Raw genomic sequence first — 13,835 nt, 5'->3', positions numbered from 1 at the left:
AACCCTCCTAAAACAATCCATCGATAAAATCACGACGACCATGACACCTACTGTCAATCAACCGGTTCCTAATTTACCTGTTTCCAACCGTCCCAAATTAGTTATCCTGGGTGGAGGCTTTGCTGGATTAAAGTTGGCCAGGAAAATGGTGAATTCTGAATATCAGGTAATCCTGTTGGATAAAAACAATTACCATCAGTTTCAGCCGCTTTTTTATCAGGTGGCCACCGCTGCCTTGGAGCCCAGCGCCATATCATTTCCTTTGAGGAAAATCTTTCACCATACGCCAAACGTGACTTTCCGGATGGCGGAGGCCTTGAAAGTGGATCAGGAAAACAAGCGCTTGTATACCAATGTAGGCTATATTGACTTTGACTATTTGGTACTGGCGATGGGAGCGGATACCAATTATTTTGGAATGAAAAACATCATGGAGCACAGTATCCCCATGAAGACCGTTTCGGAAGCCCTATATATTCGGAACAGGATCATTTCAAATTATGAAAAGGCGATCAATACCGAAAATCTGGAGGAAAGACGTGCCATGATGAATGTGGTGATTGTCGGTGGCGGTCCCACTGGAGTGGAGTTGGCAGGGGCAATTGCTGAGCTGCGAAACACGGTTTTTCCCAAGGATTACCCTGAGCTTAACTTCAAAAACATGCGCGTGGTCTTGGCAGAGGCCGGCCCTAAACTTCTGGCCGGTATGTCCGAGGAAGCCAGTGAAAAGGCGGTGGTTTATCTGGATAAACTTGGCGTGGAAATCATGGTCAATGCAGCTGTAGAGGATTATGACGGGCTGACCATCAAAATCAGAGACCATGAAAGCCTTAACACCAAAACCTTGCTATGGGCAGCAGGGGTTAAGCCCAACCATATCAAAGGGCTTCGCGAGGAGCAGATGATCAGAAACGGGAGGCTCATTGTGGACAGGTATAATAAGCTCAAAGATACTGATGGGATTTATGTCATTGGAGATCTCTGTATTCTTGAAGACGATGATTATCCTAGAGGGCATCCCCAAGTGGCCCAAGTGGCGATACAGCAGGCAGATAATCTGGCAGATAATCTCAAGGCCATGACGGACAACCGTCCGATAAGGAGATTTAAATACAAAGATTTAGGGTCTATGGCTACTGTAGGTAGAAAGCTGGCAGTGGTGGATTTGCCTTTTATTAAATTCCAGGGATTTTTCGCATGGATTACTTGGCTTTTTGTTCACCTGATGGCCATAGTGGGCGTAAAGAACCGGATTTTTATCTTTTTGGATTGGGCATGGAATTACCTTTCATTTGATCCGGCCTTGAGGCTGCTCATCCGGCCAAGGTATGTCAAGCCTAAAGAACAAAGCGAATTGGTGGAGGAAAAGTCAGATAAATAGATAGGAAAGAACATGGGGCCTCAGGTTTAGTAGGCCCTTTACTTTTGTCAATCCATCAGATTTTTACATTATAATCCTGTTTAAATGATAATCGCGATAAATGCCATGGCATTTACTGAAGCATGTAATTTTATGGCGTTGAAAATACCATACTTTATCCTAAATCTACTAAAAATAAAGCCAGAGCCCATAGAGCCAAGAACGGCGATGACTTGAAAGAGAATAATTTCACTGGTATAATATATTCCCATGTGGAACAATCCGAACACTATACTGCTAATTATGACAAGAGCTTGCTGATTTATGGACTTTAATTTCATCACATGGAAATCTTTCATGGAATGATCCTGCATGAGATAAATGATAGTAGCTAACACTAATTGAAAAAAGTAGTAAGCAAAAGTGCTCAGATAAATGAAATAATCCATGGCTTTAAAAAAAGCAACGGATATGAATACTGATATCCCTATTTTTAGATTTGATGAACTTTTAATAAGAAATAACCTAAAAGCCAACTCTTCAAAAATCGGTGCCAAGACGACCATAAAAAGGAACAATTTGAGAAAAAGGATTGGATTAGGGTTGTCAAAGTGAAAAGGATCCAATCGTTCAAGGTATCCCAATGATACCAGTTTTCTGTTCAAAAATGTAGCGAAAAAATGAACGAAAAAGTTTAGAAAAAGATAGAATGGCAGGTTTTTATTCATCCTAGTTTATATCAAATTCAGTATTGGTCCCTTTAAATCAAATCTAGGATCCTTCCGTCTAAAATTTTAGACGGAACAAATACCGATAGAATCAGCCATATTTTTAGTTGAACTCAGTGGAATAGGTAATTAAAAACAGCTAATTACTTGTTTTTCATCACAGGAGAACCTTAAAAATTTGTTAAAAAATTCCTCAGCGTTAAACTTCCATTTGAAATTATGGTCAAAGGCATACAATCAAAAACTTAAAGATCATGAAAAAACTATTGTTTGTAATTGCCCTGTTGGCCGTAACTGTACTTTCTTCTCAGGCCCAAGATAAAAGAGGAGAAAGGCCAAAAATGACTCCTGAGAATATAGCCGAAAGGATGACGGACCGAATGGACGAAAAGCTGCAACTTAATGAGGACCAGAAGAAAGCCGTTTATGAACTCCATCTTGAAAGTGCCAAAAAGCGAATGGAGACCATGCAGCAGGCAAAAGAAGAGAGGGAAGAAAAAAGAGATGAGATGAGGGCAGAGAGAGAGGAGCACCAGAAAAAACTGGAAGCAATCCTGTCTCCAGAGCAGGTCGAAAAGTGGAAGGAGGCGGAGAAAGAAAATCGAGAAAGGATGCGAAACAGGAGAGAGGGACGCCCCAGAAGAGGTGACGGGGCATGATTCGATGAGCATGCTTTTAGGTGAAAAATGTTGGTGAGTGGTGAATATTGAAAAGAAGATCATTTTTGATCTTCTTTTTTGTTATATGGCAGTTACTTTGCTTTCAAACTATGAAAAAATCTGAGTAATATTGAGTACCCGAATGTAACTGATACGGTCATGAAAGAACAGGCAATAATCATTTTTCAAAAAAATCCTGAACCCGGTAAGGTAAAAACCAAGCTGGAAGAGGTCATAGGAACCGAAAAAGCGGTGGAAGTTTATGAATACTTGCTAAACTATACCCATGAGCTGGTGCAAAATTATCCGGCGGATGTATTCGTCTATTTCCAAGAGAAGATTGATGAAAAATACCTTTTGAATGAGCATTATCATCTAGAGCTGTCAGAAGGGGGAAGCCTTACAGACAAAATCCGTCAGGCCTTTAACGAGGTGTTTGAAAAGGGCTATGAGAAGGTACTGATCATCAGGATGGATACACTGGAGCTTACCAACGATATCTTGGATGAAGCCTTTGAGGCATTGGATTACCAGGATATGGTAGTTGGGCCGGACCAAGATGGCATGGCCTATCTGCTGGGGATGAACAAACTGGAGAAAAGGGTTTTGGAAGGCAAAGAATGGAAACACAGTGCTGATTGCGATGAGCTATTTAAAGCTGCAAAAGACGCAAAAATCAATGCCCATCGCCTGCCTATGCTTTTTGATGTGGAGCAATATGAGGATCTGAAAAGCCTTAGAGGAATACTGAACATTCCATAATCATTCTATTTTTCTCAGTTTGATTATCAGGAAGGGTTAACGTTGATCGTTGTTAATCATAAGCGATAGTTAAACCCGGATTATGCATTGGGAATCGTAGTGAGGACTGAAAATGTAAGAAAATCAGGCTGTTTGGAGACTGAGGCATAGCACCGCTATGGCGAAGTCGAAAACAGCAGCGAAGCAACTGATTTTAAATCAGTTTCAGTCCGCAACAGATAGGCTAATGCATATTTCGGGTTAAAGTCGAATATCCCCTATGAAAAAAGCTCCCCGCCGAGCCAGGGAGCTTTTCATCGAATTAACAAACTTGTTAAATAAACTAAACTACTGTTATCTACAGAATTCAGCGTCTTCTGCGTTTTCGAAAAAGGAGCGGTCCTTTCTAGGTAAATTAGATTTGCCCATCAGGAATTCATCTACTTTTACGGCGCATTCCCTACCTTCAGAAATAGCCCAAACGACCAAAGACTGGCCTCTTCGCATATCTCCGGCCAAGAAAACCTTGCTATTGGTGCTTTGGTATTCTTTGGATTTGGGAAGTGTATTTTCCATAGCTTCTACTCCGAAAGCTTCCAGCATTCCATTTTGTTTTGGTCCTGTATAGCCAATTGCCAATAGGGCCAGGTCACATGGAACAGTTCTTTCAGTGCCTTCTATTTCAAAGAATTGCATTCTGCCGTTTTCTTCCTTCCATTCGATGTCTACCAGAACAAGGCCTTTTACATTGCCTTTTTCGTCTTTGGTAAACTCTTTGGTAAGAACCGACCATGCCCTTTCAGCTCCCTCTTCGTGTGAACTGGTAGTCTTCAGGGTCATTGGCCACTCCGGCCAAGGGTTCAAATGTGCTCTTTGCTTCGGAGGCTTAGGCAACAGCTCCAACTGAGTGATGGAAGCTGCTCCATGTCTGTTGGAAGTACCGATACAGTCACTTCCTGTATCACCACCACCGATTACGATCACATGCTTTCCTTTGGCGGAAATCGGGTTGGGATCTTTTCTTTCTCCACTGACCACTTTGTTTTGTTCGCCAAGGAATTCCATGGCAAAGTGAACACCCTGGGCTTCACGGCCTTTGATTTTAAGGTCCCTTGGCTCTTGTGCTCCAGTAGAAAGCACTACTGCATCAAAGTTTTGCAGGATTTCTTCCGCTTTTACGTCATTGCCGATTTCAGTGCCGGTGGCAAAGATTACCCCTTCATCTTCCATCAGCTTAGTTCTACGGTCGATCACCCACTTTTCCATCTTGAAATCAGGGATACCGTATCGAAGCAGACCTCCTACTTTTTGGTCTTTTTCGAACAAGGTCACCTCATGGCCTGCCTGGTTAAGTTGGTCAGTTGCGGCAAGTCCCGCCGGTCCTGCACCAATAACCGCTACCTTCTTACCGGTTCTGGTTTCCGGAACGTTTGGCTTGGCTAATCCAAGCTCATAGGCCTTTTCAGCAATGTTTTTCTCGATCAGTTCAATGGCAACAGGATCCTTATTGATTCCCAGTACACAGCTGGCTTCACAAGGAGCCGGGCAGATTCTGCCCGTAAACTCTGGGAAGTTGTTGGTGCCTCTAAGGATGTCAAATGCTTCGCCCCATTCCTTACGGTATACCGCATCGTTAAACTCCGGAATTACGTTGCCAAGGGGACATCCCTGATGGCAAAAAGGGATGCCACAATCCATACATCTTGCAGCCTGGTTATTAAGTCCTTCAGGGCTGATTGGATGATGAATATCATTATAGTCGCCGATCCTTTCTTTTGGATCTCTGTCTGATTCTACTTCTCTTTTATGTTTTAAGAAACCGTCTATCGCTCCCATCTTACACTAAAGTTTTTGATTGTTCTTCTTCTTTTAAAGCTCGTTTTTTAAGCACTGCTTTGTAATCTCTTGGCATTACTTTGATGAATTTCTCCTTCTCAGTATCCCAGTTTTCTAGGAATCGGGCAGCCAGATTACTGTTGGTAAACTTAATGTGAAGTTCGAGTTCTTTCTTGATCATGCTGAAATCCTCTTGAGTAAGGGGATCCAGGTCAACCATTTCCTGGTTGATCTGTTTTACATGGTCTTTTAGGATATAAGCTACCCCACCGCTCATACCTGCGGCAAAGTTTCTTCCTATTTCACCAAGGTTGATCACCTGTCCACCGGTCATGTATTCACAACCGTGATCTCCGATACCTTCTACCACTGTCTTCACACCGGAGTTTCTTACACAGAAACGCTCACCGCCTTTACCGTTGATATAAGCGTGACCGGATGTGGCACCATAGAAGGCAACGTTACCGATGATGATGTTTTCCTCTGCTTTGAAGCTCGCATTTCTGCTAGGATAGATCACCAACTGGCCACCGGAAAGACCTTTGCCAAAATAGTCATTGGCTTCACCTTCCAATTCGAAAGTCACACCTTTGGTCAGGAATAAGCCAAAGCTTTGTCCTGCTGAACCTATAAACTTATAGTGGATGGTATCGTCTGGCAGACCAGGACTTCCATAAATCTTGGAGATTTCGTTGGAAAGCATGGCTCCTACCGAACGGTCCGTATTTTTAATCTGCAACTTCTCATTGACAGGATTGGCCTGCTCCAATGCAGGAAGTGCTGCTTTGATCAGTTTTCTGTCCAGTACTTTTTTCAGTTTGAAGTCCTGATCGATTTGCTTGTAGATACCTACATGCTCAGGAACTTCCACCATGTGGAAAATCGGGCTCAAGTCAAGCTTATCCCACTTCCAATGGTTCAGGTGCCCTGTAGACTTCAGCACGTTGGATTGGCCTACCATTTCATTGACCGTTCTGAAACCAAGGGATGCCATGATTTCTCTCAGGTCTTCTGCCAAGAACTTGAAGTAATTCACTACGTGATCTGGATCACCGGTGAAAAGCTTTCTCAAGTCAGGGTTTTGGGTGGCAATACCAACCGGACAGGTGTTCAGGTGACATTTTCTCATCATGATACAGCCTTCTACCACTAGGGCTGCCGTGGAGATTCCCCACTCTTCAGCACCTAACAGGGCAGCTATCGCCAAATCCTTACCAGTCCTTACCTGACCGTCAGTTTGAAGTGTCACACGGCTTCTCAGGTTGTTTTTCACCAAGGTCTGATGCGCTTCAGCCAAGCCAAGTTCCCATGGTAAGCCTGCGTGTCTGATAGAGCTCAGAGGGGATGCACCGGTACCACCGTCTGCACCAGAGATCAAGATGACATCAGACTGGGCTTTGGCCACACCAGCAGCCACGGTACCCACACCTGCCTGAGATACCAGCTTCACGTTGATACGTGCTTTTCTATTGGCATTTTTCAAGTCATAGATCAACTGCGCCAAGTCCTCAATAGAGTAGATATCGTGGTGAGGAGGAGGAGAGATAAGCCCTACTCCTGGAGTGGAATGCCTTACTCGACCGATCCAGTCATCCACTTTGTGGCCAGGAAGCTGTCCACCTTCACCAGGCTTGGCTCCTTGGGCCATTTTGATCTGTAATTCCTCGGCGTTGGTCAGGTAGTTACTGGTTACACCGAATCTACCGGAAGCGACCTGCTTGATGGCCGATCTTTCCCAATCGCCGTTTTCTTTTCTTTCAAAACGGATTTCATCTTCACCGCCTTCACCACTGTTGGATTTGGCACCAATACGGTTCATGGCAATCGCCAAGGTTGAATGGGCTTCGTGAGAGATGGAACCGAAAGACATGGCCCCTGTAGCAAATCGCTTCATGATAGCTTCTGCAGGTTCCACTTCCTCAACAGGGATAGAAATTCTCTTCTTGAATTCAAACAATCCCCTGATGGTAAGGGCGTCTTTGGTTTGGTTGTTTATTTTCTCAGCAAACTTTTTGTAAAGCTGATAATCGTTGTTCTTTGTTGATTTTTGAAGCAGGTGAATGGTATCAGGGCTGAACAGGTGTTTTTCACCTCTTCGCTTCCACTGATATACACCACCGGTTTCCAATCTTGGCCCTTCATAGCCATAGGCTGCATTGTGACGGACAAGAACTTCTTCTGCCAGTTCGTCAAAAGACACCCCGCTGATTCGGCTGATGGTACCTTTGAAACACCTTTCGATCACCTCTGGACCCAAACCAACGGCTTCAAAGATCTGAGCACTTTGGTAAGACTGAAGCGTACTGATCCCCATTTTGGAGAGTACTTTCAATAGTCCCTTGCCAATGGCAGCTTGGTAGTTTTCCAAAAGCTGTTGCGTTTCAAATACCTTAGAAAGCTGCTCGGTTTCGTTGAGTTGTACTAAGGTTTCCAATGCCAAGTAAGGGTTGATCGCGCTGGCACCATAACCTACCGCAGTAGCAAAATGATGTGTCTCGCGGATATCACCTGCTTCGGCTACCAGACCGGCCTTAGTTCTCAGCTTTTTATTTACCAAATGGTGATGAACGCCACCGATTGCCAGCAATGAAGGAATCGGAGCTACACCTTCGTAAGTGTTCCTGTCGGAAATGATAAGGATGTTGAACCCTTCGTTGATAGCGTCAACGGCCTCCTGGCAAAGCTGATCCAAAGCTTCCAGCATTCTGCCTGGCTTGTGGTCTGCTTTGAAGTGGGCATAAAGCGTTTTGGCTTTGTATCCTTTGCCTTCCAGGTTTTTCAGTTTTTCCAAATCCTCATTCAACAGCACAGGCTGGGAGATGTGGATCTGTCGGGTATGCGCCGGACTCTCAGAAAGGATGTTATGGCTTACACCGATTCTGGTGAACAGGGACATCACCAACCTTTCTCTGATAGGATCGATCGGCGGGTTACTTACCTGGGCAAAGAGTTGCTTGAAGTAATTGGATATATGTTGACTTTGTTTGGAAAGTACCGCAGGAGGTGTATCCGCACCCATGGAGCCAAGTGGTTCATAAGCAGTATCGCCCATAGGAGCGAGGATAGTATTGACATCCTCGGTGGTATATCCAAAAACAGTTTGTCTTTGCTTGATATTTTGGGTATTGTAAGGCTGAGAAAGTACCTTTGGAGTAGGCATCAGTCTCAGTTTCAATCTTTCTTTTCTTACCCAAGCATCGTAAGGCTTGTTTTCACATACCTCTGCTTTCACTTCCTCATCAAACAAGACCCTGCCTTTCTCTATATCGGCAACGATCATTCTTCCTGGGCTGATACGGCCTTTTTCCAAGACAGTGGCCTCACGAATAGGTAGGGCACCTGCTTCAGAAGAAAGGATCAACCGGTCGTCGTTAGTGACAAAATACCTTAAAGGTCTAAGACCGTTTCTATCCAATGTAGCACCTAGGGACTTGCCGTCTGTGAAAAGCAAGGCGGCCGGGCCGTCCCAAGGCTCCATAAGAGAAGCGTGGAATTTATAGAAAGCTTTTTTGGCCTTGTCCATAGACTTATTATCCTGCCAAGCTTCTGGAACCAGCATCATCATTACATGAGGCATGGATCTTCCGCTAAGGGTAAGCAATTCTACCATTGCATCCAGGTTAGCTGAGTCAGAATAAGTGGAATTGGTAATTGGCATCAATTTGTCCAATTCCTCATCTGTGAAGAGCTCCGACTTCATCAGAGACTCTTTAGACCTCATTTTGTTCAGGTTACCTCTGATGGTATTGATCTCACCATTGTGGGATAGGTACCTGAAAGGTTGGGCCAGCCTCCAGTTAGGGAAGGTATTGGTAGAGAATCTTGAATGCACCAATGCAAGTGCAGAAGTGATTCTGTTGTTTTGCAGGTCCTTATAGAAGGTAAGCACCTGATCAGTTCTCAACTGCCCTTTATAGATCAGGGTGTTGGAGCTGAAGCTTGCAAAATAAAATGATCTGTTTACCCCGGGAACGGTGGAGTTGATGACTTTGGTAGCATAGTTTCTCAGCACATAGAGTTTTCTTTCCAATGCCTTTCCTACCAATCCATCCTTATGCTTCACAAATACCTGCTCGATATTGGGCATTACTTCCAAAGCTCCTGAACCGGGTACAGTTTCGTCTACAGGCACTTCCCTGTAGCCGATAAGCTCAAAATCCATTTCTTCAAGGATTTTGTTGAGCAGTATTTTTGACTTTTTATGTAACTGTTTGTTTTTCGGGAAAAATGTCATGCCCACTCCATAACTGCCTTCTTCAGGCAGTTCAAAGCCGGCACGGTGAGTCACCTCCTTCAGAAAATCATGTGGTACCTGAATCAAAATACCCGCTCCATCACCGGTTTTAGGATCACTACCTCTCCCTCCTCTATGCTCCATATTACTCAGCATAAAGAGCGCATCACTTATCGTCTCATGGCTTTTAGTGCCCTTCACGTTGACCACAGCGCCTATCCCACAGGCATCATGTTCAAACTGTGAATGGTATAATCCTTCATTCATAGTTAGTGTTATTTAAATTAGGTTTGTAAATTCGATTGAATAAATTATAAAGAATTTTTCTTTTTTTAAAATCTCGGCAACAAAAGAACGAAAAAAATGCATTAATAACCAAATTGTCTCGGGATTTTTAAAATTATTAAAATGGAAATGCTTGCTTGATAAACTAGAAGTTTGTTTAATTTTCTGTAGAAATTAATGAAGTGGGTTTATTTTTTTGCTCTTTTTGTTGAAAAGTGTGTAAAATAAACCAAAATAGGTTTAAAAAATGGAATTTCTATTTATTTTGATAGAAATTGATTTTTTTTTAAGAAATGAATAGACTTTCAGTTTTAAGGGAAATTTTTACCGAAAACGTAATCAAAAATGAAAATCGATCTGTTTGTTCCTAAGTATCAGGTGTTTTGGGCAGTTAGTGGACTTTTTTCGGTTTCCAGCTTAGTCTTCATTGTGCGAAAGGTCTCCCGTCTTTACCGGGCTTACATGTACTTTTACTTTCTTGATTCTTTTGGCATCCACCGCCAAAATGGTAAAGGTGAACCGTTCAAATTGAATTTTGGTGCCGTTTTTGGGTAATTTGGCATTGATCTCCAACAGCAGGCCTCCCAAGGACTCACTATCTCCTTTGACTTCATCGAAGGATTGGGGGTCCAGTTCCAGTTTTTTACAGAAGTCGTTCAAGGAAACTTTTCCTTCAAATACAAAAGTGGTTTCGTCAATTTGCTTGAACAAAAGGTTTTCTTCCTCATCAAATTCATCGTTGATTTCTCCGATGATTTCCTCAATCAGGTCTTCCAGTGTAACCAGCCCGGAGGTTCCTCCATATTCATCGACCACTACGGCCATATGTACCCTTTTATTTTGGAAATCCTTCAATAGGGAATCGACTTTCTTGTTCTCGGGCACAAAGAAGCCTTTGCGGATCAATGTGGACCATTGAAAGTCTTCATCTTTTTCAATATGGGAAAGTAAGTCCTTGATATAAAGTATACCTTCTATATTGTCTATGGTCTCTCTGTAGACGGGGATACGGGAGTAGCCGCTTTTGTTGATTTTATCCATCAACTCATGGAAATCCATGTCCACATCCACTGCCGTGATATCCATACGGGAACGCATTACCTGTTTTACAGATAGGGTTCCGAAGTTCACTATCCCCTTAAAAATGTCTTTTTCCCCTTCCGTGGTGTGTTCAGCTGTGATTTCCAGGGCTTGGTGAAGTTCATTGACGGATAGGGTGTAGCCTTTCTTTTCGATCCTCCTTTCGATTACATTGCTTATGGTCATAAGCAATGAGGAAAGCGGACCAAGTACTATAGAGAAGAAATTGAGGGTTTTGGCCATTAGTCTGGAAAAGGTGACCCTGGCATTGTTGGCGTAGACTTTAGGCACTATTTCCCCGAAAAAGACGATGGCAAAGGTCACGCCGACAGTTTGCAGTAGGACGACCAGAATCCCTGTGGCATTCACCCCAAACAAGGTGAGGGTAAAAAAAGTGGTCAATGTCACAATTCCGATATTGATCATATTGTTTAGAATCAGTATCGTACTTAATAATTTTTGCGGTGCTTCGATGAGTTTTATGACCAGTTCAGAAACCTCGTCAGTTTCATCATTGAGGAGGCCCAGGTCTTCATGGGACAAAGAAAAATAAGCCACCTCTGAGCCAGAGACAAGTGCTGAAGCCATTAGAAGTATTAGAAAAATAAGGCTATTGATCAAAATGTAGCCAGCTGAAACCTGGTTGATTTCAGCTAGCAATAAAATACTCGGGTATGGATCGTCCATTAATTGATTCAAATATTGTTCTGCAAAACTAGTGATTTATCCATATAAATCTCAAAATGATCAGCTTAGAATGGCAGATCATCGTCTCCTTCGTCCATATTTCCGCCGGAATTCGGCATCGAGGCAGGTTGAGGAGCTCCCTGACTAGGCTGGCTCATGGTATTGGGGGCTCCCCCGCCATTGCCGCCATCAGCAGACCTTGAGCCGAGCATGGTAAAGCTCAAAACCCTGATCTTGGTTCTTTTTCTATTGTTTCCCTGCTCATCTTGCCAGGTATCGGATTTTATTTTTCCTTCCACAAAAATCTGGCTTCCCTTGCGCAGGTACTGCTCGGCCACCTTTGCTTGACCGTCCCACAATTCCAGGTCATGCCATTCTGTGTTTTCTACTCTGTTTCCGTTTCGGTCTTTATACGCTTCTGTTGTTGCTAGTGTCAGGTTGGCCACTACACTTCCGCTTTCCAAATGCCTTACTTCTGGATCCTTGCCCAAATTACCAACCAAGATTACTTTGTTTACACCGGCCATAATTTACTTTTATAATTTTTAGATAGTTAATTTTTAATCTGTTACTAAAGAACCTTTAGGGTTCATTGCCAGCATCCTCCTAGCGACGCAGGAAGTGCTTGTTGATGCTACCGAAGAAGCATTAAGTCTAAATTAAGGATTATTTTTTATCGTTCAAATACCGCACAATGAGTTGGGGTTTGCCGAGTGTTTCCAGTTTTTCGGCATCGCAAAACAGATAACCCTTGGAGTCCGCCCATTTTTCGAGTGCAGATTGGTAGTCTTCGGGTATCTTGAACGAGACAAAGTTTGAAAAAATTTTTTGATGGGACAGTATATGTTTATAAGTCTTTTCCCTTTCAAAGTCTACAGTCGGCTTAAATGCTTGAAGTTCATGAAACAAATTTGAGTCTTCAGGATTGATTTTTTCCGGGGAAGTAAATTCAACCAAAGGGAAGTCAGTCAATCCCTGCCATATGTCCTTGGGGCCTCTGGTCTTAACGACTTTCTTTTCTCCGCAAACAATGTCGTGGTAAAGAAAGGCTCGGGTGGACACCTTGATTTTTTTTACCTTTACCGGTAATGTGTCCACCGCCTCGTTTGCATAAGCATGACAAGAGGCTTGCAAGGGGCAAAAGGAGCATTCCGCTTTTTTTGGTGTGCATTGGAGTGCGCCAAACTCCATTATGGCTTGGTTATATTCATCAGGTTGTTCTACTGCCAGGGCAGCGTTGGCCAGTTGAAGAAACTCCTTTTTTCCCTTCGTGCTGCTGATGTCCGAATAAATGCCAAAATACCTGCTTAATACCCGAAATACATTCCCATCAAGAACGGCCACAGGTTCTTGGTAGGCAAAAGAAGCTATCGCCGCAGCGGTATATTCCCCTACTCCTTTGAGTTTCAACAGTTCTTTATAGCTTTTGGGGAACTGTCCCTCATGTTCCTCTACGATCTGCTTGGCACACAAGTGGAGGTTCCTGGCCCTGCTGTAGTATCCCAGTCCCTGCCAAAGCCTGAGGACATCCTCTATCGGTGCCTGGGCCAGGTCGGAAACGGTAGGGTAGGATCTGACGAATTTTTCGAAATAGGGAAGCCCCTGTGCCACTCTTGTTTGTTGGAGTATGATTTCTGACAACCAAATAGTGTATGGATTTTTGGTGTTTCTCCATGGAAGATCCCTTTTATTTGAGGGGTACCATTGGAGGAGCTTTTCTGCGAAATGGCTGAAATTCAAAACTTTTGAAATTTTATTGGTGTGCTTTTCGTTAAACAAAGGATGCTAATTTTCTTCAATTTGTTTTTATATTGAAAAGCTTCATTTAAATTTGCAGTCCCAAAATTAGTTGGTTAATAGATTGTTAAGCAATTTAATCAAATTAAAATTTAAATACAGTGACTAAAGCAGAGGTAATTACCAAGATTTCGGACAAGACAGGAATTCAGAAGGACGATGTTACTCAAACTATCGAGGCATTCTTTAAAGTGGTGAAAGATTCCATGTCGGAGGGAGAGAATATTTATGTTCGGGGATTCGGTAGCTTCATCAACAAGAAGCGCGCAAAAAAAATCGCCAGAAACATTTCCAAAAACACTGCTATCGTAATCGATGAGCATTATGTGCCGGCTTTCAAGCCTTCCAAAGTGTTTATCGACAAAATCAAAAACAGTAAAAAAGTTAAAGAAGTAACTCTTCAGGATTAAACTGAAGAGGACTGGGCC

Annotated in this window: 10 protein-coding genes; 4 read left to right on the top strand and 6 right to left on the bottom strand. The window is 43.1% G+C overall.

Annotated elements, in window-relative coordinates; genetic code table 11:
- Nucleotides 1–40: 40 nt before the first annotated feature.
- Nucleotides 41–1,381 (top strand): NAD(P)/FAD-dependent oxidoreductase, encoded by a 1,341-nt coding sequence (locus tag ACYVAA_RS11780; protein WP_460541842.1) that lies wholly within the window; start codon nt 41–43, stop codon nt 1,379–1,381.
- An 80-nt stretch (nt 1,382–1,461) separates the two neighbouring features.
- Here ACYVAA_RS11780 and ACYVAA_RS11775 read toward each other — a convergent pair whose 3' ends face one another.
- Nucleotides 1,462–2,088 (bottom strand): CPBP family glutamic-type intramembrane protease, encoded by a 627-nt coding sequence (locus ACYVAA_RS11775; protein ID WP_460541840.1) that lies wholly within the window; start codon nt 2,086–2,088, stop codon nt 1,462–1,464.
- A 254-nt stretch (nt 2,089–2,342) separates the two neighbouring features.
- Here ACYVAA_RS11775 and ACYVAA_RS11770 point away from each other — a divergent pair, with 254 nt between their 5' ends.
- Together ACYVAA_RS11770 and ACYVAA_RS11765 are read left to right on the top strand one after the other, a co-directional pair.
- Nucleotides 2,343–2,747 (top strand): DUF4890 domain-containing protein, encoded by a 405-nt coding sequence (locus ACYVAA_RS11770; RefSeq protein WP_460541838.1) that lies wholly within the window; start codon nt 2,343–2,345, stop codon nt 2,745–2,747.
- Nucleotides 2,748–2,906: 159 nt separating this feature from the next.
- Nucleotides 2,907–3,509 (top strand): TIGR04282 family arsenosugar biosynthesis glycosyltransferase, encoded by a 603-nt coding sequence (locus tag ACYVAA_RS11765; RefSeq protein WP_460541836.1) that lies wholly within the window; start codon nt 2,907–2,909, stop codon nt 3,507–3,509.
- Between the two features lie 333 nt (nt 3,510–3,842).
- Here ACYVAA_RS11765 and ACYVAA_RS11760 read toward each other — a convergent pair whose 3' ends face one another.
- From ACYVAA_RS11760 to mutY, 5 genes are all read right to left on the bottom strand, one after another.
- The gene (locus ACYVAA_RS11760) at nt 3,843–5,324 is read right to left on the bottom strand and encodes a glutamate synthase subunit beta (protein WP_460541834.1); all 1,482 of its coding nucleotides are present in this window, start codon (nt 5,322–5,324) and stop codon (nt 3,843–3,845) included.
- 1 nt (nt 5,325) lies between these two features.
- Nucleotides 5,326–9,825 carry a glutamate synthase family protein gene (gltB, locus tag ACYVAA_RS11755; protein WP_460541832.1) on the bottom strand — a complete coding sequence of 1,500 codons (4,500 nt, stop codon included), beginning with the start codon at nt 9,823–9,825 and terminating at the stop codon, nt 5,326–5,328.
- A 435-nt stretch (nt 9,826–10,260) separates the two neighbouring features.
- Nucleotides 10,261–11,610, bottom strand: a complete 1,350-nt coding sequence (gene gldE, locus ACYVAA_RS11750) for a gliding motility-associated protein GldE (protein ID WP_460541830.1) — start codon at nt 11,608–11,610, stop codon at nt 10,261–10,263.
- A 65-nt stretch (nt 11,611–11,675) separates the two neighbouring features.
- The gene (locus ACYVAA_RS11745) at nt 11,676–12,137 is read right to left on the bottom strand and encodes a single-stranded DNA-binding protein (protein WP_460541827.1); all 462 of its coding nucleotides are present in this window, start codon (nt 12,135–12,137) and stop codon (nt 11,676–11,678) included.
- A 139-nt stretch (nt 12,138–12,276) separates the two neighbouring features.
- Complete coding sequence (gene mutY, locus ACYVAA_RS11740; RefSeq protein ID WP_460541893.1) at nt 12,277–13,350, bottom strand: A/G-specific adenine glycosylase; 1,074 nt, start codon at nt 13,348–13,350, stop codon at nt 12,277–12,279.
- Nucleotides 13,351–13,508: 158 nt separating this feature from the next.
- On the opposite strand from mutY, the gene ACYVAA_RS11735 reads away from it, so the two are divergent.
- Nucleotides 13,509–13,817: an HU family DNA-binding protein gene (locus ACYVAA_RS11735; RefSeq protein ID WP_192009553.1), complete on the top strand. Its 309-nt coding sequence runs from the start codon at nt 13,509–13,511 to the stop codon at nt 13,815–13,817.
- Nucleotides 13,818–13,835 lie beyond the last annotated feature (18 nt).

The organism is Echinicola sediminis (assembly GCF_054777495.1).
The sequence above is the reverse complement of the archived record's forward strand: the minus strand, read 5'-3'. Positions and strand labels throughout refer to the sequence as shown.